A 24256-nucleotide genomic window follows, 5' to 3' on the forward strand; every position below is an offset into this window, starting at 1 on the left:
GTCTGCGCTCCCAAGGACCAATGGACCTGCGCCCCGGTCCGCGCGTCGGCGAGAGTCGGGCGGAGGGGCTCGAACGAGGTCCCACGGAGGAGGGGACCCTTGACCGCTCGACAGGCCCGGAGCGCCGTCCTGGAGGATGAGCCGGGTGGTCTGACCTCCGCCGACGCCGCCGCTCTTCTGGCCCGGTGCGGGCCGAACGAGCTGCCCCGTCCACCGCGCCGCCCCTGGTGGCGACTGCTGGTCGCGCAGCTCACCCACTTCTTCGCCGTGCTGCTGTGGGGCGCCGCGGCGCTCGCCCTGCTCGCGGGCATGCCGGCGCTGGCCCTGGCCATCGCAGTCATCGTGGTGCTCAACGGCCTCTTCGCCTATGCCCAGGAGCATCGGGCCGACCGCGCGGCACAGAAGCTGGGGTCGTTGATGCCGGCGAGCACCCGGGTGGTTCGGGACGGCCGTACCCAGGAGGTCTCGGCCGCCGAGGTGGTGCCGGGGGACGTCGTCCTCCTCGAGGCCGGCGACCGGGTGCCCGCCGACGGCACCCTGCTGCGCAGCGAAGAGGTCACGGCCGACGAGTCGATGCTCACCGGCGAGAGCGTGCCCGTGCACAAGCCCGTTGGCGCCGTCGTGCGTGCTGCCACGTTCCTCGTCCAGGGCAGCGGACGGGCCCTGGTCACCGCCACCGGCGCCCGGACCGAGGTCGCCTCGGTCGCCGGCCTCATCTCCAGCGCCCACCGGCCGCCGAGCCCGTTGAACCGCGAGCTCGACCGGCTGGTCAGGATCATCGCCGCCGTAGCACTGACGGTGGGCGTCGTGCTGGGAGTGGTCTCGCTGCTGCTCGGCGGGACCGCCACCGGCGCCCTGCTGTTCGCCGTCGGCGTCAGCGTCGCGCTCGTTCCCGAGGGGCTGCTGCCGACGGTGACGCTGTCGCTGGCCCGCGGCGCCCAGCGGATGGCGGAGAGCAAGGCGCTCGTACGTCACCTGGAGGCCGTCGAGACGCTCGGGTCGACCACGTTCATCTGCACCGACAAGACCGGCACGCTCACCCGCAACGAGATGACGGTGGTGGAGGTCTGGACACCGGCCGGACGAGCCGTCCCCCAGGGGGTCGGCTATGAGCCGACCGGCACCGTGAGCGGCTCGGAGGAGGCGATCGCCACGGCTGCCGAGGCCGCCGCGGCCGCCCGGGCCTGCGTCACCGGGCGCGCCGTTCTCCAAGACGGGCTCTGGCACCCTTCCGGCGACCCGATGGAGGTCGCCCTCGACGTCCTGGCCGCCCGGCTCGGCGACGGCGGCACCGACCCCGAGCTGCGGGTCCCGTTCGTCACCGAGCGACGCTTCAGCGCCGCGGTGGTCGGCGAGCACAGCTACTTCCTCGGCGCTCCGGAGAGGATCCTGCCCGCGTGCGGCGCCCCAGGTGCCTCGGCCACGTCGGTCCTGGACGCCTACGCGGACGAGGGCCGGCGTGTGGTCGCGGTGGCGAGGTCCCGCGCCCACCGGTCGCCCACCACCCCCGACGAGCTAGCCGGCCTCCTCGACGACTCCCTGGAGCTGCTCGCGCTGCTGGCGATCGAGGATCCGCCGCGCGACGGCGTACGCGAGGCCTTGGAGTCGTGCCGCACCGCTGGCATCCGGGTGGCCATGATGACCGGCGACAACGCCCGTACGGCCGCGGCGATCGCCACCGAGGTCGGGCTGCTCCGCGCAGGTGGTGTCGTCATCGAGGGCGACAGGCTGCCGGCCGACGACACCGCCCTCGCCGACCTGCTCGACGATCCCCGGGGCGCGGTGGTCGCCCGGGTCACCCCGGCCGACAAGCTCAGGATCGCGAACGCGCTCCGGCTGCACGGCCACGTGGTCGCGATGACCGGCGACGGGGTCAACGACGCCGCCGCGCTGCGCGGTGCCGACGTCGGCGTCGCCATGGGTCTCAGCGGCAGCGACGTGGCCCGCGACGCGGCCGACCTGGTGCTGCTCGACGACCACTTCGCCACCATCGTCAAGGCGATCGAGCTCGGCCGGGCGACGTACGCCAACATCCGCCGGTTCCTGACCTTCCACCTGACCGACAACGTGGCCGAGCTCGCCCCGTTCGCGGTCTGGGCGCTCTCCGGCGGCTCGGTGCCGGCCGCGCTCGGAGTGCTCCAGATCCTCGCGCTGGACATCGGCACCGACATGCTTCCAGCTCTCGCGCTCGGGGCCGAGCCGCCCAGCAAGCGCACCATGGACGGGCCCCGGACGCGGGAGCGGGTGGCCAGCGGATCGGTGCTCCGGCGCGCGTTCCTGGTGCTCGGACCGATCGAGGCCACCGTCTCCATGGCGGCCTTCGTCTGGGTGCTGACCAGCGGCGGCTGGAGGCTGGGCGAGACGCCCGGTGCCGCCCTGCTCGCCCAGGCGTCCGGGACGGCGTTCGCGGCGATCGCCGTCGGCCAGGTCGCCAACGCCTTCGCCTGCCGCAGCGAGACTCGCGCCGCCTGGCGCGTCGACCCCCGTCGCAACCCACTGGTCCTCGCCGCCGTGGCGGTGGAGCTGGTCCTGCTCGCGGGCTTCCTCGGACTGCCGTGGCTCTCCGACATGCTCGGCGGCAGCTGGCCCTCGGGGTCCGGGTGGCTGTGGGCGGTCGGTGCCGGTGTCGCCCTGCTGATCGGCGACCGGCTGCACAAGGCCAGGCGCGCCGCCCGGCGCAGGTCGGTCAGGCTGGCCGCAGACGCCGGCCCAGACGACCGATGAGCCGTCCGCCGGCGATCGCAAGGCCCGGCACGCACGCCAGCGCGAGCAGGATCAGCTGGGCCTGCGGCTCCAGGACCGATGTCCCCAGCAGTGCCCGGAGCGGACTGAACCACAGGGCGGCCAGCTGCAGGAACAGCGCGATCGCCACGGCGACCTCCAGGCCTCGACCGCGCAGGGTACGGCGGCCCCCGGAGGCACGCAGCGAAAGAGCCAGGCCGAGCTGGGCCGCCCCGAGGGTGAGGAACACCGCCGACTGGACGTGCCATCCCTCGCGTTGGGCCAACAGCCCGGCGACGAGGCTCACGGCGGCGATCAGCAGGCCCGAGGTCAGGATCTGACGGGCCAGCCCGCCACCGAGCACCGAACGCTCCGGCGACGGCGAGGGCCGGCGCATGTCGCGTCGGTCGAGCGGCTCGCCGCCGAAGGCCACACCGGGAACACCGTGGGTGAGCATGTTGATCCACAGGATCTGCCCGGCGCTCAGCGGGAAGGGCAGGCCGAGGAAGGGACCGAGGAGGATGACGAGCACCTCGGCCAGCCCACCGGAGAGGCCGTAGCGCAGGAAGGTGCGGATGTTGGCGTACACCCGCCGGCCCTCACCGACGGCCGTGACGAGGGTGCGCAGGTTGTCGTCGGCCAGGACCACGTCCGCGGCCTGGCGAGCGACCTCGGTGCCGCGCATCCCCATCGCCACCCCGATGTCCGCACGACGCAGCGCGGGGCCGTCGTTGACGCCGTCTCCGGTCATCGCCACGATGTGCCCCCGGGACTTGAGCGCGTCGACGATGTCGACCTTCTGCTCCGGCCGGGTCCGCGCGTAGACCTGGACCCGATCCACCACGCCGACGTGCTCGCCACGGTCCACGGCGGCACCGTCCATGACCACACCGTCCGTCACCTCGCCCTCGGGCCCCGGAAGGATGCCGACCTCACGAGCGATCGCGCCGGCGGTCGCGGAGTGGTCGCCGGTGATCAGGACGGTCCGGATCCCGGCCTCCCGGCAGTCGGCCACGACGGCCGCGGCATCGGCCCGCGGCGGGTCGGCGACACCGACGAGGCCGGCGAGCTCGAGGTCCCCCGGCCGCTCCTGGGGCGGTCGCCAGGTCCGGTGCGCCACGGCCAGCACCCGGAAGCCCGCGCCGGCCAGCTCCTCGGCGACGGCCGCCGCGCCGAGCCGCTCGGCGTCGTCGGGGAGCATGCTCATGAGGACCTCGGGGGCGCCTTTGACGACCTCCAGCGACGTACCGTCCTGGTTGCGGTCGACGGTCACCATGTGCCGGTGCTCGCTCTCGAAGGGGACCTCGTCGATGCGGGTCCACCGCCGGCGCAGCTCCGCCGGCTCGACCCCGCGGTCGGCCGCGGCGAGCAGCAGCGCGGCCTCCATCGGCTCACCGATCGAGGTCCGCTCGGCCGCGTCCCCGGTGAGCCGGGCGTCGTTGCACAGCACGACGTCGCGGAGCAGCTCCGCCTCCTCGACGGTGTCCGGCGTCCAGATCCGCTGCACGCTCATGCGCCCTTCGGTGAGGGTGCCGGTCTTGTCGGAGGCGAGCACGGTCACCGACCCGAGGGTCTCGACCGCCGGCAGCCAGCGCACGATCGCCGACTGCTTCGCCATCCGGTGAGCACCCAGGGCGAGTGCCACCGACACCACGGCGGGCAGCGACTCGGGGATCGCCGCGACCGCCAGGCTGACCGACAGGATGAGCGCCTCCCCGAAGGAGACGCCGCGCAGGACGGAGAGCGCCAGGACGAGCACCGCGATGGCGCCGGTGACCGCGACGAGCTGACGGGAGAGCCGCCGCAGCCGGGCCTGGAGCGGCGTGGGCCCGACATGGGTGGTGGCGATGAGGGCCGCGATCCGGCCCAGACCGCTGTCCGGGCCGGTACGCACCACGACACCCCACCCGCGTCCCTTGGTGACCACGGTCCCGGAGAGCAGCTCGTCGCCGACCGTACGACCGACCGGCACGGACTCGCCGGTCATCGACGACTCGTCGACCTCGAGGCCCACCGCCTCCTCCGCGACCAGGTCGGCCGGGACCACGTCACCCGCCTCGAGGCGTACGACGTCACCGTGCACCAGCGCGGCGGCCTCGATGTCGCTCACCAGGCCGTCGCGGAGCACCCGGGCCCGTGGCGCGGCCATCCGGTCCAGGGCCGCCATCGCGTGCTCGGCACGCCGTTCCTGGACGACCCCGATGGCGGTGTTGACGAGCACCACGACCGCGATGATCGCCGCGTCCGGGACGTCGCCCAGGACGATCACCACCACGAAGGCGACGCCGAGCAGCAGGATCATCGGGTCACGCAGCTGCCGCAGCACTCTCGCGGCCAAGGTGGTCGGCGCGGGCGCGGGCACCGCGTTCGGGCCCTCGACCGCCAGCAGGCGCGCCGCCTCCGCGGCGCTGAGCCCGCCGGACTCGAGGTGCGGGTTCGACGTCACCGGGCTCGGCTCCGCACCTGGGTGCCCGAGGTGCCGGCGAGCACGCCGTTGATCTCCTCGAGCGAGCCGATCGCCGAGCGCCGGCCCGTCCGCCGGGTGAAGGCGCAGACGGCGTCGACCTTCGGGCCCATCGACCCCGCGGGGAACTGCATCGCGGACAGCTCGGCGACGCTCACCTCCCGCAGCACCTTCTCGGCGGGTCCGCCGAAGTCGCGGATCACCCCCTCGACGTCGGTGAGGACGAGGAGCAGGTCGGCCCCGAGCGCCTCCGCGGCGAGGGCGGCCGCCCGGTCCTTGTCGACCACGGCGTCGACGCTGTCGTAGCCGACGTCGCCGTCGACGACCGGCACTCCCCCGCCTCCGGCGAGCACGACGGTCACGCCGGCGGCGAGGAGCCGCTCGGCGACGGGCAGCTCGACGATGGCGCGGGGAACCGGGGAGGCGACGACTCGTCGCCAGCCGTCCCCGTCCGCCCGGACCGTCCAGCCGTACCTGTCGGCGAGCCCGGCGGCCGTCGCCTCGTCGTAGACCTGGCCGATGAACTTGGTCGGCGCCTGGAACGCCGGGTCGTCCGGGTCCACCACCGTCTGGCTGACCAGCGTGACCACGTCGCCGATCCCCTCGTCGAGGAGGGCCTGCTGGAGCCAGAGCCCGATGAGTCCCTGGGACTCCGCGACCAGGTCGGAGAGCGGGTACGGCTCGGACAGACTCGGATCTGCGCCGCTCTCCAAGGCGAGCAGACCGACCTGCGGGCCGTTGCCGTGGACCACCACGACCTCGTGCTCGCGGACGACCCCGGCCAGCGCCGCCGCTGCCGCGGCCACGTGCCGGCGCTGGGGCGCGGCGTCCGGCCGCTCCCCACGCCGCAGAAGTGCGTTGCCCCCGATGGCGACGACGATCCTCATCTGATCCCCTCTCCGCGGCTCGCCAGCGTCGCGACGAGCACGGCCTTGATGGTGTGCAGCCGGTTCTCCGCCTGGTCGAAGACGATCGAGCGCTCCGACTCGAAGACGTCCGGCGTGACCTCGAACGAGGTACGCCCCGTCCGGCTCGCCAGCTGACGGCCGAGCTCGGTGTCGGTGCCGTGCAGCGCCGGCAGGCAGTGCAGGAACCGGACCTCCGGGTTCCCGGTGAGCTCGAGCAGCGCGTCGTCGACGGCGTACGGCGCGAGCTGCTCGATCCGCTCGTCCCACCGCTCGGGCGGCTCGCCCATCGACACCCACACGTCGGTGTAGACGAAGTCGGCGCCGGCGAGCCCGCGGCGGCGATCGGCGGTGATCGTCAGCCGCGCCCCCGTGCTCGCCGCGACCAGCTCGGCCTGGCGCACCGCATCCTGGCCGGGGGCGAGCGCGGCCGGTGAGACCAGCCGGACGTCCATGCCCATCAGGGCACCGGCGACGAGAAGCGACCGGGCGACGTTGTTGCGGGCGTCGCCGACGTACGCGACCGCGATCTGCTCCGCCTCCTTGGTCGAGTGCTCCAGCATGGTGAGCACGTCGCACAGCGACTGGGTCGGGTGCCACGCGTCGGTCAGTCCGTTCCACACCGGGACGTCGGCGTACGCCGCGAGGGCCTCCACCGTGGCGTGGTCGGAGCCGCGGTACTCGATGCCGTCGTACATCCGGCTGAGCACCCGCGCGGTGTCCGCGACGGACTCCTTGTGACCGAGGTGGGAGCTCGCCGGGTCGAGGTAGGTCACCTGCGCTCCCTCGTCGTGCGCGGCGACCTCGAAGGCGCACCTGGTGCGGGTCGAGGCCTTCTCGAAGAGCAGGGCGATCGACCGCCCCGCCAGTCGCCGGGTCCTGCCGGGCAGTCGCCGCTCCATCTTGAGCTCGGCGGCCAGCGCCACCAGGGAGCGCCACTCCTCGACGGTCAGGTCGACCTCCTTGAGGAAGTCGCGGCCGGCCAGCGACCCGATGGTCGCATCCGAGGCGAGCAATGTCATGACGTCACCGCCTCGCGCTCGATCGGGCAGGTCATGCACCGGGGGCCGCCGCGGCCGCGCCCCAGCTCTTCTCCGACGATCGGCACCACCTCGATGCCCTGGTCGCTCAGGTAGGCGTTCGTGGTCGTGTTCCGCTCGTAGCCGACGATGACCCCGGGAGCGACGGCGAGGAAGTTGTTGCCGTCGTCCCACTGCTCGCGCTCGGCGCCGAGCCGGTCGATGGGCGCCCGCAGCACCCGCACCCGGTCCAGGCCGAGCACGTCGGCGACCGCTGGGAACAGCGCCTCGTTCTCCTCGAGCTTGAACTCGCCGCCCCCACCCACGCGGTGCAACGAGTAGGAGCGCAGCTCGTCGGGGAGGTAGGGATAGACCGAGAAGGCATCGACGTCGATCATCGTCATCGCGGTGTCGAGGTGCATGAACGCCCGTTCCCGGGGCAGCTCCACGACGATCACGGTGTCGACCGTGCCGCGCCGGAAGAGTGCGCGGGCCAGGTTCTCCACGCCCTGGGGCGTGGACCGCTCCCCCATCCCGACCATCACGGCGCGGTTGCCGATGACGGTGACGTCGCCGCCCTCCAGGGTCGCGCCGCCGTAATCGAGGCCGTCGTGGCCGTAGAGATAGTCGGCGCGGCCGCGGAACATCGGATGGAAGTCGTAGACGACCTTCGAGTTGATCGTCTCGCGGCGCCGGGCCGGCTTCGCCATCGGGTTGAGCGAGACGGCGTCGTACACCCAGGCCACGTTGTCGCGCTGGAAGAGGTGATTCGGCAGCGGGGCCAGCAGGAAGTCGTCGTCACGCAGGTACGCCATCAGCAGGCTCCCGGCCTGCACCCGGTCGGCGACGTCGGACTTGAGCACGCCGCCGATCAGATAGGTGGACAGCTCGGCCGCCGGGGTCGTCGCGACGAGATCGTCGAGCGGCTGATCGAGCGCGGGACCGAACCGGTGCGCGGTGGAGAGCTCCTCCTGGAGAACCTCCCGGGCGCCCGGCTGGTCGAGGGCCTCGGTCAGCAGGTCCGCGAAGTGGTGGACCACCACCCCGTGGTCCTCGAGCGCCGCGACGAACCCGTCGTGCTCGGACCGGGCTCGCTCGGCCCACAGCACGTCGTCAAAGAGCAGCCGCTCGATGTTGCTCGGCGTCAGCCGCCCGAGCTCGAGGCCGGGCCGGTGGACGATCGCCTGCCGCAGGCGGCCGACCTCGGAGTCGACATGGAAGCTCATGCGTCCGCCCCGTCCGTCGTGCCCGTGGCGCCGTCCGAGGAGGCCGAGACCGTCTGGAACCTACGCCGCTGGGAGAGGTAGACGGGCACCCCGAGGATCGCGGCGACGCCGGTCATCAGGAACGGGCCCCACACCACGTACCAGGTGCTGCCGGTGTTGCGGGAGTAGTAGACGAACGCGACCGACATGGCCAGGGCGACCACGGCGACCGCCAGGTCGAGGACGAAGTGCGGGGTGGGTCCACGGCGGTGGTCCTGCCACCGCCACTTGATCTGGGCCAGGGCGGAGAAGGCGTACGGGATCGCCGCCGTGATGCCCGTCATCAGCACCAGCGTGGTGAACACGGTCGCGCCGTCGGCGCCCAGATAGCTCACGACCACGGCGACCGAGGCCAGCGCCGCGGAGGCGACGATGCCGAACGCCGGCACGCCGCGGCCGGAGACCCGGCCGAAGACCCGCGGGAACAGGCCCTCCTTGGCCGCCGCGAGCGGCATCTCGGCGCAGATCATCGTCCACCCGTTGAGGGCGCCGATCCCGGAGATGATGACCGCCGCGGCCACGATGTCTCCCGCGACGTTGCCGCCGAAGACCTGGTTCGCGGCCGCCGAGTACGAGGCCTGGTTGGCGTCCTGCGCCAGTGCCGTCGCCGGCAGGATGCCGAAGACGGCGATCATCGAGAGCAGGTAGACCACCGCGCTGCCGACCGTCCCGAGCACCGTCGCCCGCGGGACGTTGCGCCCGGGGTCGCGCACCTGCGCGGCGGCGACCGATGCGGTCTCGAGGCCGAGGTAGCTGAACAGGCAGATCGCCATCGCCCCGCCGATCGCGGAGATGCTGGTCTCACCGCTGGTGTTCCAGGGGGTGAAGTTCCCGGCCTCGATGAAGAACAGCCCGGCGGTCGCCATCAGCGCCAGCGGAATGAACTTCAGCACCGTCGTCCACACCTGGAAGACACCCATCGAGCGTACGCCGGTCAGGTTGATCGCCGCCGGGATCCACAGCCCGGCGAGGGCGATCACGATGGACCAGCCGGTCGCGCCGCCCTTGTTGACGAAGGTCTCCACGTAGAAGACCCAGCCGACCGCGATGGCGGCGTTGCCCGCCCAGGCGGTGATCCAGTAGAGCCATGCCTGGCTGAAGCCCCAGCCGTTGCCGAAGGCGGCTCGCGCATAGGCGTACGGACCGCCGCCGGCCGGCATCCGGCGGGAGAGCACGGCGAACATGAGCCCGAGCGCGACCGCTCCCACGGTCGCGACCGCCATGGCCACCAGGCTGATCGGGCCGTAGGACGCGACGGCGTAGGGCAGGCTGAACACACCGACGCCGATGATGGAGCCCATCACCAGCGCCGTCGCCTGGGGTAGCCGGAGCTGCCCGGCCGGGGCGGTCTCGTCCTCAGCCCGATGGCGGGCCGGTCGGGGTGGGGGCGTCGTGCCGGATGCGGGGGTGCCCGGTTCGCGGTGGAACCGGGTGCGGTCGAGAAGGGACATGGCCCTCTCCTTCGATCTCGGGACTGGGACCGCTCCAGCACACCGTGTTCGCGCAGTCCCTCAGGAGTGCCGCCGGGTCCGATCCGACAGACGTTCGTCCATGGGCGTGGATGACCAACGTCCTCCGCCGGGCCGAAGGTCTGACCGGTCCGGGACCTTGCGCTCATGCTCGACGCCGCTGCCCGAGTCAGGCTCGTGTCATGACTTACGAGCACTCCCAGAGGTGATGATCATGCTCGTCCGAGAGATCATGACCACGTCCCCCGTCACGGTACGCCGGCGCACCCCCGTCAAGGTGGCGCTCGCGCAGCTCCGTGACCATCACATCACCGCGATGCCGGTGGTGACGTCCGCAGGCCGGGTCTGCGGAGTCGTGGCCGAGATCGACCTGATCCGTGATCGGGTCCTGCCCGATCCCCGAGCGCACGTGCTCCCACCCGCCGCGGAGCCCGATCAGCCGCCGGCACACGTCGAGGACGTGATGAGCCCGGTGACCGTCGCGGTGCGCGAGAACGCCGAGGTGTCCGTCGTCGTCGACACCATGGCCGAGCGGTCGCTGAAGAGCCTGCCGGTCCTCGATGACGACGACCTCCTGGTCGGCGTCGTCAGCCGCAGCGACGTGGCTCGCGCCCTGGCGCGGGACGACGAGGCGGTGGAGAAGGAGCTGTCGGCGCTCGTCAGCGAGCTCGGGCACCCCGACTGGCTCGTCGTCGTCGCCAACGGCAGCGTCGTGATGACCGGACCGACGACACCGAAGGACCGGGCCCTGGCCGAGGCGGCCGCAGCGACGGTCGCCGGTGTCACCCGCGTACGCATCAACCAGCCAGAACTCTCACCGATCTCCGAGGAGTGATCTCATCATGAAGCGAATCCTGATCCCCGCGCTGACGGCCGTCGCCGCCCTCGCCCTCGTCCCCGCATCGGCCACGTCCGCGGTCGCGGCCGAGCGCGACTTCGGGCACCACGTCGTCCAGTGCACCCAGGCCGTCGGCTTCGACGGCGCGCACAACCCGGGCATGCACCAGGGACTTCACGCCTACCCCGGCGACCACGTGTGCGTGATGGCATGAGCACGCCCGCCACGCCCGGTGCCACCGCGCCCGTCCTCGTCGGCATCCTCGACCCGTCGACGGAGGCCGCACTGATCGAGCAGGCGGGCCACCTGGCCGTGAGCTGTGGCCGCCCGCTGCGCCTGGTCTACGTGTTCCAGGCCAACGTCGTCTTCGGAGATCCGATCCTGGGTCTCCCCGGTGCGATGCAGCCGCAGTCGATGATCATCGACGACTCGGCCGTCGGCCGGCTCGCCGAGCAGCGGCTCCACGAGGCCGTCTCCCGCGCCCGCGAGGTCGTCGGCGAGGCGGTCGAGGTCTCCGGCGAGCTGTTGCGCGGCCACGCCGCACACGTGCTGATCAAGGAGTCCGAGAACGCGCACCGGGTCGTCCTCCAGCGCCGGCGGATCTCCCGTACCCGCCGGGTCTTCACCGGATCCGTCTCCGCACACGTGGCCGGTCACGCCCACTGCCCCGTCACCGTGGTTCCCGAAGGCTGGTCGGCGGAGGGACGTACCGGGGTGGTTGCCGGCGTCGGCCACGACAAGACCGACGACGACGTGCTGGACTACGCCCTGGACGAGGCGGGCCGGATGGACGAGGCGGTCACGGTCCTCCACGGCCTCGACCTGATGGCCCTCCATGCCGAGCTGGCCGACCACACCATGACCCGGGAATGGACCACGCGCGAGGAGACGTACGTGGCAGAGCTGGTCCAGCGCGCCCGTGCGCACGATGAAGAGACGCCGCCGACGCGACTCGAGGGCCGGGTGCTCGCGGAAGGGCCCGCGGATGCGCTGGTCGCGGCCAGCGAGACCGCCCGGCTGATAGTCGTCGGGCGAGCCTCGCACCTCAACGCGTTCCCGCACCTGGGTGGCGTGACCCGGGCCCTGCTTCGTGAGGCGGACTGTCCCGTCGACGTGCTGCCGATGCCCTCCTGACCGCCCGGCGCGGCTCGCCTCGGATCCCGGATTTGTACACTGCCCTGGCATCCGACGCCCAGGGCAGGAGAGGTGAACGCGATGACCGAGCTCGATGCCTGGGTGACGTCGTTCGCCGCCGAGCAGCGCCGGCCCGAGGAGGTCGCCCGCTGGGCAGCGTCGACCGCGGATGCGATCCTGGCCGACGGCGAGATCGACCTGGCCGACCTCAGGCCCCTCCTCCTGAAGGCCGTCGAAGAGCACTGGTACGCCTTCCTGGACCGTCTCACCCTGCCGGCTGGACCGTTCGAGCTGGTCCCGACCGCGCGCACGGTGGCGCTCGAGATCGCGCGCCGCCATCTCGGTCTTCCGCTGCTGCTCAAGATCTACCAGCGCGCCCAGGAGGCGAGCTGGGACTTCGCGGTGCAGATCGTCGAGGAGGCTCCGAGCGACCTCGACCGCGCGGGCCTGCTGGTCTGGTTCTGGACGAAGGCGACCGCATGGTTCGGCTCCTCGGTCGAGCAGTCGGTGCTGCTCCACCAGACCGAGACCGACCGGATCCGTCAGCGTGGCGACGCTCGCCGCTTCGAGATGGTCTCCCAGGCACTCGGCGACCGCAGCGTCTCGCCCGCCGAGCTGTCCGCCGCCCTCGACGGCCACCCCGTCAACATCCCCGGGCACGTCGCGCTGGTCGCGCATGCGCTCACCGCCGACGCCATCGAGCAGCTCGAGCCCGCGATCGGCCTGATCGCCCGCCAGCCGGGCCACCCCCGGTCGGTCCTGGTGCGGCCCGGCGGCCGAGAGGTGTGGGCCTGGATCGCCCAGGGGGAACGGCCCGACACCCTCGACCGGACCGGCATCGACGCCGGCTCCGTGCGGGTGACCGTCGGTGTCGGCGGAGGGGGTCTCGACGGCTTCGTCGCGGCGCACCGGGACGCCCTCGCGGCCCAGCGGGTCGCGCTGGCGCCCGGTCGGCAGCAGGCGGTGACGGTCTACGACGACGTGGCCGCCCTGGTCCTGGTCTCCCACGACCCGGCCGCCGCCGAACGGTTCACGCGCACCACGCTGCGCGGACTGGCCGACCCCTCCCACGAGCGCCTGCGCGAGACCGTGCGCGAGGTGCTCACCTCGGCCGACACCGCGGACCGGCTCGCCGAGCGGCTCGGCATCCACAAGAACACCATCCGCTACCGGCTCGCCCAGGCCGAGCGGCTGCTCGGCCGCCCGCCGCGCGAGCGGGCCGGCGACCTGCTCCTGGCGCTCGACTACCACGACGCCTTCCTGCGGCGACGACTGTGAATATTCACAGTAATCCGTGAGCGATTCGGCCTGATCGGCCAGAGACTTCCCTGCTGCGTACGTCCATTCTGACAGGAGACGTAACCGACCTCACAGGAGGCAGCAGATGACACTCGACGCCAGCGGCACCGTCGACCGGGGCTCCACGACGACGTGGCGGGACCGGAAGCGCTACCTGTGGCTCCTCGGGCTCGTGGTCCCGTCCTTCGCCTTCATCGCCGTGGGCGGCTACGCGCTGACCGGCTGGGGCGTCTTCCTGTGGACGGGGCCGATCGTGGTGCTCCTGGTGGTGCCGGCCATCGACTTCGCGGCCGGCCTGGACCGCTCCAACCCGCCCGACGACATCATCGAGGAGCTCGAGGAGGACCGCTACTACCGCTACATCACCTTCGCGTTCCTGCCGATCCAGTACGCCGGGTTCGCCTTCGCGATGTACCTGATCGCGACCCAGGAGTGGCCGCTGGCGCACAAGATCGGCCTGGCCCTCACCATCGGCTTCATCGGCGGCATCGGCATCAACACCGCCCACGAGCTCGGCCACAAGCGAGAGAGCCACGAGCGCTGGCTGTCGAAGATCGCCCTCGCGCAGAGCTTCTACGGCCACTTCTACATCGAGCACAACCGCGGCCACCACGTCCGCGTCGCGACCCCCGAGGACCCGGCCTCCTCCCGGATGGGCGAGAACCTGTACGCGTTCTGGTTCCGCACCGTGTCCGGGTCGCTCCGGAGCGCCTGGGGCCTGGAGGCCAAGCGCTACCGCCGCAAGGGCACCCACCCGTTCCACCTCGGCAACGACGTCCTCAACGCCTGGCTGATGAGCGTGGCCCTGTGGACCGCGATGACGCTGTGGCTGGGCGTCGGGATCCTGCCCTACCTCGTCCTCCAGGCTGTCATCGGCTTCTCCCTGCTGGAGATCGTGAACTACCTGGAGCACTACGGGATGCTGCGGCAGAAGACCACGTCGGGGCGCTACGAGCGGGTGCTGCCGATGCACTCGTGGAACTCCAACAACATCGCGACCAACGTGCTGCTCTACCACCTGCAGCGGCACAGCGACCACCACGCCAACCCGACCCGGCGCTACCAGACCCTGCGCGACTACCGGGAGTCCCCGGCCCTGCCGACCGGCTACGCCGGGATGATCGTGCTGGCCCTCGTCCCACCGCTGTGGCGCCGGGTGATGGACAAGCGCGTGGTCGCGCACTTCGACGGCGACGTACGCCTCGCCAACGTACGCCCCGGCCGGCTCGACAAGCTGCTCGCCACCTTCCCGCCGCCGACCACCGAGGCGACGGTCGAGGAGCTCGGCGACATCACCCGACAGAGCTTCGACGACGAGGTCGCCGCCGGCCGCTGCCCCGGCTGCGGCTACGTCTACGAGGTCGCGGTCGGCAACGAGCTCGAGGGCTTCGCGGCCGGCACCGCCTGGCGCGACATCCCCGACGACTGGTGCTGCCCGGACTGCGGCGTACGCGAGAAGGTCGACTTCATCCCGCTGAAGGACCACGACCTGAAGGAGGCAGCGCGATGAGCGCCATCGAAGCGGACAAGGCGATCTGCGAGGGCATCGGGATGTGCGAGACCCAGGCCGACGACTACTTCCAGGTCGGCGACGACGGCCTGGTCGAGGTCCTCACCTCCGACGTGCCCGAGTCCGACCGTGGGTACGTCCGGGCCGCCATCGACTCCTGCCCGGTCTCCGCGCTCCGCTTCAAGGGGTGACCATGTCCACTCCCCCTGACCGTCATCTCCTGATCGTCGGTGCCGGCCTGGCCGGGCTCCGCGCGGCCGAGGGAGCGCGCGGAGCCGGCTGGTCCGGACCGATCACGATCGTCGGCGACGAGCCGCACCTGCCCTACGACCGGCCGCCGCTGTCGAAGGCGGTGCTCGCCGCCGAGGAGCTGCCCGACGTGCCCGCGCTGCGGTCGGGCGAGGTCATCGAGGAGCTGCGGGTGCGCCATCTGTCCGGGGTCCGGGTCCACGGCCTCGACACCGAGGGCCGGACGGTGACCACCAGCGCCGGAGAGCTCGGCTACGACGCGCTCGTGATCGCCACCGGCAGCGCGGCGACGACCCTGCCGGGGCTGACCGGACTCCCCGGCGTACACGTGCTGCGTCGCTACGACGACGCGCTCGCCGTTCGCGCCTCCCTGGCCCGCTCGCGCCGGGTCGTGATCCTCGGGGCCGGGTTCATCGGCTCGGAGATCGCCTCGGCCGCCCGCGCCCGCGGCATCGAGGTCACCGTCGTCGAGGCGAGCGGCCGTCCGCTGGAGCGTGCGGTCGGGCCGCTCGCGGCCGCGCGGCTGATGGGGCTGCATGCCGACGCCGGCGTCAGGCTGCTGACCAGGACGACCGTCTCCGGCGTACGCACCTCCGAGCGTGGTGTCGACGAGGTCGAGCTGAGCAGCGGCGAGACCTTGACGGCCGACGCCGTGGTCCTGGGGATCGGCGCCCGCCCGGCGACGGCGTGGCTCGCCGGCAGCAACGTCGCCCTGGATCCACGCTCAGGCGGGGTTCTCTGCGACCGCAGCCTCGCCACCAGCGCACCCGAGGTCTGGGCCGCGGGTGACGTGGCGTGCGTCGAGGGCGAGCGCAGCGAGCACTGGACCGCTGCGGGCGAGCAGGGTCGGGTGGCCGGCGCGAACGCCGCCGGAGCCGGCGAGCTCTTCGCCTCGGTCCCGTTCGCCTGGTCGGCCTGGCACGGTCGCCGGATCCAGGTCGTCGGGGAGACGACGGCCGCCGACGAGGAGGAGCGCGAGCCCGGGTTCATCGTGTATCGGCGAGACGGCATCGAGGTGGGCGCGGTCGGCATCGACAGCCCAGGGCCGATCGCCCGGCTCCGTCGTGCCCTGACCGCCGCGGCTCCCTCCCGGATCGCGCCTCACATCGCGTTGGCCGGAGGCATCGCGCCCGCTCGGGAGTAGGTCGAGCAGCACAGGCGAGCGTCCTCCGGCTGCCGACGGCATCGGACCAAGGTCCTCCGGTGAGGGACGTGGGCCACTGCCGGCGCGCAGGCGTACGAATGGAGGGTGGTGCCACTGGCAGAGGCGGAGGGCGCGGCCGGTGGAAGGACGTGAGCCAGATGCCAGCAGCAGTCGCGTACGAGTCGATGTTCGGCGACACCGTCACGAGAACGCCTCAACCGAAAAGGACCGATTTCGGGCCGAAAGTCCTTGTCCTGACGATGCCGACGGTCGCAGGGTAAAGAGGTGACCGACATCGCGGGTACGGCGTCGCAGGCCCTGCTCAAGGCAGGACGGTTCTTCACCCGATGGGAGGAGAGCGAGGACGGGCGGGCCGTCTTCCGTCGCGGCGGCCGACAGGGCGATGTGTTCTACCGGGACCGGTGGAGCCACGACAAGGTGGTCAGGTCCACCCACGGAGTCAACTGCACGGGCTCGTGCTCGTGGAAGGTGTACGTCAAGGACGGCATCATCACCTGGGAGACCCAGGAGACCGACTATCCGAGCGTCGGCCCGGACCGGCCTGAGTACGAGCCCCGCGGCTGCCCCCGGGGCGCCGCGTTCTCCTGGTACACCTACTCCCCCACGCGAGTGCGCTACCCCTACGCCCGCGGCGTGCTGGTCGACCTCTACCGCCAGGCGCGGGCCGAGGGGAAGGACCCGGTCGACGCCTGGGCCTCGATCCAGGCCGACCCGGAGAAGCGACGCAGCTACCAGCGCGCCCGCGGCAAGGGCGGCTTCGTGCGGGTCGGCTGGGAGGAGGCGACCGAGATGGTCGCCGCCGCGCAGGTGCACACGATCAAGGCCCACGGGCCCGACCGCAACATCGGCTTCTCCCCGATCCCGGCGATGTCGATGGTCTCCCACTGCGTCGGCACGCGTTACACCCAGCTGATCGGCGGGGTGATGACGAGCTTCTACGACTGGTACGCCGACCTTCCCGTGGCCAGCCCGCAGGTGTTCGGGGACCAGACCGACGTGCCCGAGTCCGGTGACTGGTGGGACGCGACGTACCTGATGATGTGGGGCTCCAACGTCCCCGTGACCCGCACGCCCGACGCTCACTGGATGGCCGAGGTGCGCTACCGCGGCACCAAGGTGGTCTCGGTCAGCCCCGACTACGCCGACAACACCAAGTTCGCCGACGAGTGGCTCCGCCCGCACGCGGGCACCGACGGGGCGCTCGCGATGGCGATGGGCCACGTCATCCTGAAGGAGTTCTTCGTCGACGGGACCACCCCGTTCTTCGAGTCGTACGTGCGGACCTACACCGACCTGCCGCACCTGGTGCGTCTGGAGGAGCACGACGGGGCGTACGTCCCGGGCCGGTTCCTCACCGCGACCGACCTCGGCGACCAGGCACCCGAGGCGAGATGGAAGACGGTGGTGATGGACACCACCGGCGAGCCGGTCGTGCCGAACGGATCGATGGGGTTCCGCTACGCCGACTCCGGTGTGGGCAGATGGAACCTCGATCTCGACGGCATCACCCCGCGGCTCACCATGATCGGCGACGAGCCGGTCGAGGTGCTCCTGCCAGCCTTCACGCAGCCCGACGGCTCCGGCGAGGTGCTGCGCCGCGGCGTCCCTGCCCGCCGGGTCGGCGACCACCTGGTCACCACGGTCTTCGACCTCATGCTCGCCCAGTACGGCGTGGCCAGGGCGGGGCTGCCGGGCGAGTGGCCGAGCGGCTACGACGACGCGAGCGTGCCCTACACACCGGCGTGGGCCGAGGAGGTCACCTCGGTGCCGGCCGAGAAGTGCGCGCGCATCGCCCGCGAGCTGGCCACCAACTCGGCGCAGTCGCAGGGCAGGTCGATGATCATCATGGGCGCCGGGATCTGCCAGTGGTTCCATGGCGACACGACCTACCGGTCGATCCTGGCGCTGCTGATCCTGACCGGCGCGATGGGCCGCAACGGCGGCGGCTGGGCGCACTACGTCGGCCAGGAGAAGTGCCGGCCGATCACCGGCTGGATCTCTTTGGCCAACGGGCTGGACTGGTCGCGACCGCCGCGCACGATGACCGGCACCTCGTTCTGGTACATGCACACCGGCCAGTGGCGCACCGACGGCTACTCGGCCGACTCCCTCGCCACGCCCCTTGCCAAGGGTCATCTTCGCGGGCACACCGCCGACGTGATCGCCCAGTCTGCCAAGCGCGGCTGGATGCCGTTCTACCCGCAGTTCGACCGCAACTCGCTCGATGTCGCCGACGAGGTGGCCGCAGCGGTCTCCTCGCCCGAGGAGATCCCGGCCCACGTCAACGCCGCCCTGGCCTCGGGCGACCTCCGAGCCGCGATCGACGACATCGACGCGCCCACCGCGTGGCCGCGCACACTCATGCTCTGGCGATCGAACCTGCTCGGATCCTCCGCGAAGGGCAACGAGTACTTCCTGCGTACGCTGCTCGGCACGCACCACAACGTGCTCGGCACCGAGTCGCCCGAGACGCCGCGACCGGAGACGATCGCGTGGCACGAGGAGGCGCCGGAGGGGAAGCTGGACCTGCTGGTCAGCGCCGACTTCCGGATGACGTCGACGACGCTGCTCTCGGACGTCGTCTTCCCGGCGGCCACCTGGTACGAGAAGCACGATCTCTCCTCGACCGACATGCACCCCTTCGTGCACGCCTTCTCCCCGGCGATCGACCCGCCCTGGGAGGCGCGTACCGACTTCGAGCTCTTCCACGGCCTGGCCCGGAAGCTCTCCGACCTCGCGAAGACGCATCTCGGGGTCCGGAAGGACCTGGTCAGCGTGCCGTTGCAGCACGACACCCCGGGCGAGACCCCGCTCGACCCGTACGCCACCACGCCCCTGTTCCAGGTGGTGGAGCGTGACTACACCGCCATCGCCGACAAGCTGGCCAGCGTCGGGCCGCTGGCCGACACGCTCGGCTTCACGGTGAAGAACGTGACCTATCGGGTGGCCGAGCAGACCCGACGGCTGGCTCGACAGCACGGCGTGATGCCGAGCGGGCCGGCGGCCGGGCGACCGGCGATCGATACCGACGAGCGGATGGCCGAGGCGATCCTGCTGCTGTCCGGCACCACCAACGGTGAGCTCGCGGTGCAGGGCTTCCGCGATCAGGAGACCCGCGTCGGCAAGCCGCTCGCCGACCTGGCCGAGGGCTCGGAGGAGAAGCGGATCACCTTCGCGATGACGCAGTCGGCCCCGGTGCCCGTGATCACCAGCCCGGAGTGGTCGGGCTCGGAGACCGGCGGGCGCCGGTACGCACCGTTCACGGTCAACATCGAGCGGCTCAAGCCATTCCACACCCTGACCGGCCGGATGCACTTCTATCTCGACCACGACTGGATCACCGACCTCGGCGAGGGGCTGCCGATCTACCGCCCGCCGCTCGACATGCACCGTCTCTTCGGCGAGCCCCGGCTCGGCGCGGACGGGTCCGCGCAGGTGACGGTGAGGTATCTGACGCCGCACTCGAAGTGGTCGATCCATTCCGAGTACCAGGACAACCTGCTGATGCTCTCCCTCTCCCGCGGCGGCCCGACGGTGTGGATGTCTCCGCAGGACGCCGACGCCATCGACGTCCGCGACAACGACTGGGTGGAGGCCACCAACGCCAACGGCGTGCTGGTCGGGCGCGCGATCGTCTCCCACCGGATGCCCGAGGGGGTCGTCTACGTCCACCACGCCCAGGAGCGCACCATCGACGTACCCCTCTCGGAGGCGACCGGGAGACGTGGCGGCATCCACAACTCCGTGACCCGGCTGCTCGTCAAGCCGACCCATCTGATCGGCGGCTACGCCCACCTCTCCTACACGTTCAACTACCTCGGTCCGACCGGCAACCAGCGCGACCTGGTCTCGACCATCCGCAAACGATCGCAGGAAGTGACCTACTGATGCCCCGGAGCGGAGCGACCCGATGAGACCGATGGCCCAGATGACGATGGTGATGAACCTCGACAAGTGCATCGGCTGCCACACCTGCTCGGTGACCTGCAAGCAGGCCTGGACCAACCGCGCCGGCACCGAGTACGTCTGGTTCAACAACGTCGAGACCCGGCCCGGTCAGGGCTACCCGCGCCGCTACGAGGACCAAGATCGCTGGCGCGGCGGGTGGACCCTCACCCGCCGCGGCCGCCTCGAGCTCAAGGCCGGCGGCCGGATCAAGAAGCTGCTCACCATCTTCTCCTCACCCGTGCAGCCCGTGCTGGGCGACTACTACGAGCCGTGGACCTACGACTACGCGACCTTGATCGACGCGCCGCTCGGCGACGACTTCCCGGTCGCCCGGCCGAAGTCCTTGATCACCGGCGAGGACACCAAGATCACCTGGTCGGCCAACTGGGACGACAACCTCGGTGGATCCGCGGAGCACCTCGAGAAGGACCCGATCGTCGCCAAGCTCCGGGCCGAATCGAACGCGCAGGTCAAGGCCGAGCTCGAGCAGACCTTCATGTTCTACCTGCCCCGGATCTGCGAGCACTGCCTCAACCCCTCATGCATGGCCTCCTGCCCGTCGGGGGCGATCTACAAGCGCGCCGAGGACGGCATCGTGCTCGTCGACCAGGATCGCTGCCGCGGCTGGCGCCAGTGCATCACCGGCTGCCCGTACAAGAAGATCTACTTCAACCACAAGTCCGGCAAGGCCGAGAAGTGCACGATGTGCTACCCACGGATCGAGGTCGGGCTGCCGACCGTCTGCTCCGAGACCTGCGTCGGCCGGCTGCGCTACCTGGGCCTGGTCCTCTATGACGCCGACGCCGTCACCGCGGCCGCTTCGACCGAGGACGAGCAGGAGCTCTACGCCGCCCAGCTCGACGTGATCCTCGACCCCCACGACCCGTCGGTGCTGAGGGCCGCTCGGGAGCAGGGGATACCGGAGGACTGGCTCGACGCGGCACGCCGCTCCCCGACCTACCGGCTGATCAAGGACTATCAGGTCGCGCTACCGCTGCACCCGGAGTACCGGACGATGCCGATGGTCTGGTACGTCCCGCCGCTCTCCCCCGTCGTCGACCTGCTGCGTGAGCAGGGCCATGACGCCGAGGCCGCCGGCACCCTCTTCGGCGCGATCGAAGCGCTGCGGATCCCCGTGGAGTATCTGGCCGAGCTGTTCACGGCCGGCGACACCGACGTGGTGACCGGCGTGCTCCGCAGGCTCGCGGCGATGCGGGCGTACATGCGCGAGGTCACCCTCGGTCGCGAGCCGGACGAGTCGATCCCTGCATCGGTGGGCATGAGCGAGGAGGAGGTCTATGAGATGTACCGCCTCCTCGGTATCGCCAAGTACGCCGAGCGCTACGTGATCCCGACCGCGCACGCCGAGCGCGCCCACGAGCTGGAGGAGATGGCCTGCTCGCTCGACTACGACGACGGCCCGGGGATGTACGACTCGGGGCCGCTCGGCGAAGCCTCCGGCCCGCTGACCCCGGTCTCCGTGGAGACCTTCCACGCGCTGCAACAGCGCCAGACCTCCGACACCCCCACCTCCGACGACACCCTCCGCGGCCGCGTCAACCTCCTCAACTGGGACGGCCACGGTCGTCCTGACGGCCTGTTCCCGCCGACGAAGGAGGAGGCATGAGACGCGACTGGCGGGTGGTGCACCAGGTCGCCGCCTGGTGCCTGGGCTACCCCGACGAGGAGCTGATCGCGAAGCTCCCGCTGCTGCGCAGCGCCCTCGCCGAGCAGCCCTCCTCGGAGCCGGTGCGGCTGCTGCGCGGCTTCGTCGACACCCTCGCGAAACAGGACCCGCATGCGCTGCAGCACGTCTACGTCGAGCTCTTCGACCTGCGCCGCCACCAGACCCTGCACCTCTCCTACTGGCGCGACGGCGACACCCGGCGTCGCGGTGAGTCGCTGGCCGCGTTCAAGGCCCGGCTGCGAGAGGGGTCGGCCAAGGGCGACTGGCTCGTCGACACCGGTGGCGAGCTGCCCGACCATCTGCCGATGGTGCTGGAGTACGCCGCGCTCGCCGATCCGGCCGGCGGGCGGGAGCTCATGATCGAGAACCGCTCGGCGCTGGAGCTCATCCGGCTCTCCCTGACCGAGCGCGGCTCGGCGTACGCCGATGTGCTCGCCGCGGTGTGCGCGACCCTTCCGGGGCCGTCGGCGAAGGACCGCCGTGAGGCTCTGGCCATGGCCCGGGCCGAGCCTCCGCGGGAGTCGGTCGGCATCGATCTGCCCTTCCCGACGAGCCCAGGAACGAGCCCGGGAACGAGCCCAGCCACGATGATGGGGGCCCGCTAGTGGATACCGCGTTGTGGGGCGTACTCCCTTATCTCTCCGTCGCGATCCTGGTCGCGGGGACGATCTGGCGCTACCGCTATGACCGGTTCGGCTGGACGACCCGCTCGTCCCAGCTCTACGAGTCGCGGCTGCTGCGGATCGGGTCGCCGCTGTTCCACTTCGGCATCCTGGTCGTCATCGTCGGACACGTCGCGGGCCTGCTGATCCCGAAGTCGTGGACCGAGGCGGTCGGGATATCCGAGGGCGTCTACCACGTCAACGCGCTGCTCTGGGGAGCGATCGCGGGGGTCTGCACGCTCGCCGGCATCCTGCTGCTCGTCTACCGGCGGCGTACGACGGGTCCGGTCTTCATGGCCACCACCGCCAACGACAAGGTGATGTACGTCGTGCTGGTGGCCGCGATCGTGCTCGGGCTGTGGACCACGCTGGTGAGCATCGGAGCGGGGCACGACGCCCACGACTACCGCGAGACGGTGTCGGTGTGGTTCCGCTCGCTGTTCATCCTGCAGCCCGACGTGGCAGCGATGGCGGCCGCGCCGGTGCAGTTCCACGTCCATGTGCTGGTGGGGCTCCTGCTCTTCACCATGTGGCCGTTCACCCGGCTGGTGCACGCGTTCACCGCGCCGCTGCACTACCTGTTCCGGCCCTACATCGTCTACCGCAGCCGCGATGAGGCACCCACCCCACGCAGCCGTCCCGACCGGCCCGGCTGGTCACCGGTCGGCACCTCCGACCGGCACCGTTGAGGAGTCCCGATGCAGCTGAAGAACCTGCTCCTGGCCACCTGGGCCTTCACCATCTCGTTCTGGGCCTGGAACATGATCGCCCCGCTCGGGGTGACCTACACCGAGTCGCTGGGGCTCTCGGCCACCCAGAAGTCGGTGCTCGTGGCCACGCCGGTGCTGGTCGGCTCGGTGGGCCGGATCCTCGCCGGTGCCCTCGCAGACCGATACGGCGCCCGGGTGATGTTCCCGGTGCTGATGCTGGCCGCGGCCCCGTTCGTGATGCTGGTCGCGCTGGCGGGCTCGTTGGACTCGTACGTGCTGCTTCTCGTCTTCGGGTTCTTCCTCGGCATCGCCGGCACCACCTTCGCGGTGGGCATCCCCTTCGCGAACGCCTGGTACGAGAAGTCGCGGCGCGGCTTCGCCACGGGTGTCTTCGGTGCCGGGATGGGTGGCACCGCGCTGTCGGCCTTCTTCACCCCACGGTTCGTCTCCTGGTTCGGGTACGTCGGCACGCACGTGATCGTCACCGCTGCCCTGGTCGCATCGGCCGTGCTGGTCTGGTTCACCCTGCGTGACGCACCCTCGTGGCGTCCCAACCACGACCCGGTCGTCCCCAAGCTGGTCGCCGCGGCGAAGCTGCCGGTCACCTGGCAGATGTCGTTCCTCTACGCGGTCGCCTTCGGTGGCTTCGTCGCGTTCTCGACCTACCTGCCCACCTTCCTCAAGGACGTGTACGCCTTCGACCTGACCGCCGCCGGCACCCGCACCGCCGGCTTCGCGGTCGCCGCGGTCGTCTGCCGCCCGCTGGGTGGCATCCTCTCCGACCGCCTCGGACCCAAGCTCGTCACCGCCGTCGCCTTGGGCGGCGCTGCCGTCCTCGCGGTCGCGATGGCGCTCCAGCCTCCGCTCGAGATCCCGGCCGGCATCGTCTTCGTGCTGATGGCCGCGTGCCTCGGTCTCGGCGCGGGCGCAGTCTTCACCTGGGTCGCCCAGCTCGCTCCACCTGCTCGCGTCGGCTCCGTCACCGGCATCGTCGGCGCTGCCGGTGGCCTGGGCGGTTTCTTCCCCCCGCTCGTTCTCGGCGCCACGTACGACGAGGCCTCCCACTCCTACACCATCGGCCTGCTGCTCCTGGTCGTCGTCGCCGCGGTGGCGGGCACATACGCCGTCCTCGGCATCCGAAACCGGGACGCCGCCCAGGCGTCGCCGGAGCGACGGGTCCCGGGCGCCAGGTGACCTCCCGGCCTGGTCCG

Annotated in this window: 18 protein-coding genes; 13 read left to right on the plus strand and 5 right to left on the minus strand. The window is 71.4% G+C overall.

Annotated elements, in window-relative coordinates; genetic code table 11:
- Positions 1-99: 99 nt before the first annotated feature.
- A complete protein-coding gene (locus tag ABT304_RS17520) occupies positions 100-2724 on the plus strand; it encodes a cation-translocating P-type ATPase (RefSeq protein WP_350717035.1) in 2625 nt (874 codons plus the stop codon).
- On the opposite strand, the gene ABT304_RS17525 is transcribed toward ABT304_RS17520, so the two are convergent.
- From ABT304_RS17525 to ABT304_RS17545, 5 genes are read right to left on the minus strand one after another with little or no spacing between them, the layout of a single operon-like run.
- Entirely contained in the window at positions 2687-5167 is a 2481-nt protein-coding gene (locus tag ABT304_RS17525) for a cation-translocating P-type ATPase (protein WP_350717036.1), read from the minus strand. The two genes, ABT304_RS17520 and ABT304_RS17525, sit on opposite strands and share 38 nt — an antisense overlap.
- On the minus strand, positions 5164-6072 hold the full coding sequence (locus ABT304_RS17530; protein WP_350717038.1) for a carbamate kinase: 909 nt from the start codon (positions 6070-6072) through the stop codon (positions 5164-5166). The genes ABT304_RS17525 and ABT304_RS17530 overlap by 4 nt, the downstream gene beginning before the upstream one ends.
- Positions 6069-7112, minus strand: a complete 1044-nt coding sequence (gene argF, locus ABT304_RS17535; protein WP_350717040.1) for an ornithine carbamoyltransferase — start codon at positions 7110-7112, stop codon at positions 6069-6071. The genes ABT304_RS17530 and argF overlap by 4 nt, the downstream gene beginning before the upstream one ends.
- Positions 7109-8335 (minus strand): arginine deiminase, encoded by a 1227-nt coding sequence (locus tag ABT304_RS17540; protein ID WP_350717042.1) that lies wholly within the window; start codon positions 8333-8335, stop codon positions 7109-7111. Before ABT304_RS17540 ends, argF begins: the two co-directional genes overlap by 4 nt.
- Positions 8332-9825, minus strand: a complete 1494-nt coding sequence (locus ABT304_RS17545; protein WP_350717043.1) for an APC family permease — start codon at positions 9823-9825, stop codon at positions 8332-8334. Before ABT304_RS17545 ends, ABT304_RS17540 begins: the two co-directional genes overlap by 4 nt.
- Before the next feature lie 232 nt (positions 9826-10057).
- Here ABT304_RS17545 and ABT304_RS17550 point away from each other — a divergent pair, with 232 nt between their 5' ends.
- From ABT304_RS17550 to ABT304_RS17605, 12 genes are all read left to right on the plus strand, one after another.
- Positions 10058-10678 carry a CBS domain-containing protein gene (locus ABT304_RS17550; protein ID WP_350717045.1) on the plus strand — a complete coding sequence of 207 codons (621 nt, stop codon included), beginning with the start codon at positions 10058-10060 and terminating at the stop codon, positions 10676-10678.
- 7 nt (positions 10679-10685) lie between these two features.
- Complete coding sequence (locus tag ABT304_RS17555; RefSeq protein ID WP_350717047.1) at positions 10686-10895, plus strand: hypothetical protein; 210 nt, start codon at positions 10686-10688, stop codon at positions 10893-10895.
- Complete coding sequence (locus ABT304_RS17560; protein WP_350717048.1) at positions 10892-11815, plus strand: universal stress protein; 924 nt, start codon at positions 10892-10894, stop codon at positions 11813-11815. The genes ABT304_RS17555 and ABT304_RS17560 overlap by 4 nt, the downstream gene beginning before the upstream one ends.
- A gap of 81 nt (positions 11816-11896) precedes the next feature.
- On the plus strand, positions 11897-13093 hold the full coding sequence (locus tag ABT304_RS17565) for a helix-turn-helix domain-containing protein (protein ID WP_350717050.1): 1197 nt from the start codon (positions 11897-11899) through the stop codon (positions 13091-13093).
- Between the two features lie 106 nt (positions 13094-13199).
- Complete coding sequence (locus ABT304_RS17570) at positions 13200-14624, plus strand: fatty acid desaturase (protein ID WP_350717051.1); 1425 nt, start codon at positions 13200-13202, stop codon at positions 14622-14624.
- Entirely contained in the window at positions 14621-14815 is a 195-nt protein-coding gene (locus ABT304_RS17575; RefSeq protein WP_350717053.1) for a ferredoxin, read from the plus strand. Before ABT304_RS17570 ends, ABT304_RS17575 begins: the two co-directional genes overlap by 4 nt.
- Before the next feature lie 2 nt (positions 14816-14817).
- Complete coding sequence (locus ABT304_RS17580) at positions 14818-16017, plus strand: NAD(P)/FAD-dependent oxidoreductase (RefSeq protein ID WP_350717055.1); 1200 nt, start codon at positions 14818-14820, stop codon at positions 16015-16017.
- Positions 16018-16302: 285 nt separating this feature from the next.
- A complete protein-coding gene (locus tag ABT304_RS17585; protein ID WP_350717056.1) occupies positions 16303-19926 on the plus strand; it encodes a nitrate reductase subunit alpha in 3624 nt (1207 codons plus the stop codon).
- A gap of 22 nt (positions 19927-19948) precedes the next feature.
- Positions 19949-21613 (plus strand): nitrate reductase subunit beta, encoded by a 1665-nt coding sequence (narH, locus tag ABT304_RS17590; RefSeq protein WP_350717058.1) that lies wholly within the window; start codon positions 19949-19951, stop codon positions 21611-21613.
- Positions 21610-22278 (plus strand): nitrate reductase molybdenum cofactor assembly chaperone, encoded by a 669-nt coding sequence (gene narJ, locus ABT304_RS17595; protein WP_350717060.1) that lies wholly within the window; start codon positions 21610-21612, stop codon positions 22276-22278. Before narH ends, narJ begins: the two co-directional genes overlap by 4 nt.
- A complete protein-coding gene (gene narI, locus ABT304_RS17600) occupies positions 22278-23024 on the plus strand; it encodes a respiratory nitrate reductase subunit gamma (RefSeq protein WP_350717061.1) in 747 nt (248 codons plus the stop codon). The genes narJ and narI overlap by 1 nt, the downstream gene beginning before the upstream one ends.
- A 9-nt stretch (positions 23025-23033) precedes the next feature.
- Entirely contained in the window at positions 23034-24239 is a 1206-nt protein-coding gene (locus ABT304_RS17605; protein ID WP_350717063.1) for an MFS transporter, read from the plus strand.
- The last annotated feature ends 17 nt before the right edge of the window (positions 24240-24256 follow it).

Origin of the sequence: Nocardioides sp. NPDC000445, from assembly GCF_040300245.1 — a bacterium.
In the GTDB taxonomy this organism is placed as follows: Bacteria; Actinomycetota; Actinomycetes; order Propionibacteriales; family Nocardioidaceae; genus Nocardioides.

Excerpts from the sequence above, each read along its gene's own strand:
- ABT304_RS17530 (WP_350717038.1), bottom strand. The coding sequence starts at position 6,072 with ATGAGGATCGTCGTCGCCATCGGGGGCAACGCACTTCTGCGGCGTGGG.
- argF (WP_350717040.1), bottom strand. The coding sequence starts at position 7,112 with ATGACATTGCTCGCCTCGGATGCGACCATCGGGTCGCTGGCCGGCCGC.
- ABT304_RS17540 (WP_350717042.1), bottom strand. The coding sequence starts at position 8,335 with ATGAGCTTCCATGTCGACTCCGAGGTCGGCCGCCTGCGGCAGGCGATC.
- ABT304_RS17545 (WP_350717043.1), bottom strand. The coding sequence starts at position 9,825 with ATGTCCCTTCTCGACCGCACCCGGTTCCACCGCGAACCGGGCACCCCC.
- ABT304_RS17550 (WP_350717045.1), top strand. The coding sequence starts at position 10,058 with ATGCTCGTCCGAGAGATCATGACCACGTCCCCCGTCACGGTACGCCGG.
- ABT304_RS17555 (WP_350717047.1), top strand. The coding sequence starts at position 10,686 with ATGAAGCGAATCCTGATCCCCGCGCTGACGGCCGTCGCCGCCCTCGCC.
- ABT304_RS17560 (WP_350717048.1), top strand. The coding sequence starts at position 10,892 with ATGAGCACGCCCGCCACGCCCGGTGCCACCGCGCCCGTCCTCGTCGGC.
- ABT304_RS17565 (WP_350717050.1), top strand. The coding sequence starts at position 11,897 with ATGACCGAGCTCGATGCCTGGGTGACGTCGTTCGCCGCCGAGCAGCGC.
- ABT304_RS17570 (WP_350717051.1), top strand. The coding sequence starts at position 13,200 with ATGACACTCGACGCCAGCGGCACCGTCGACCGGGGCTCCACGACGACG.
- ABT304_RS17575 (WP_350717053.1), top strand. The coding sequence starts at position 14,621 with ATGAGCGCCATCGAAGCGGACAAGGCGATCTGCGAGGGCATCGGGATG.
- ABT304_RS17580 (WP_350717055.1), top strand. The coding sequence starts at position 14,818 with ATGTCCACTCCCCCTGACCGTCATCTCCTGATCGTCGGTGCCGGCCTG.
- narH (WP_350717058.1), top strand. The coding sequence starts at position 19,949 with ATGAGACCGATGGCCCAGATGACGATGGTGATGAACCTCGACAAGTGC.
- narJ (WP_350717060.1), top strand. The coding sequence starts at position 21,610 with ATGAGACGCGACTGGCGGGTGGTGCACCAGGTCGCCGCCTGGTGCCTG.
- ABT304_RS17605 (WP_350717063.1), top strand. The coding sequence starts at position 23,034 with ATGCAGCTGAAGAACCTGCTCCTGGCCACCTGGGCCTTCACCATCTCG.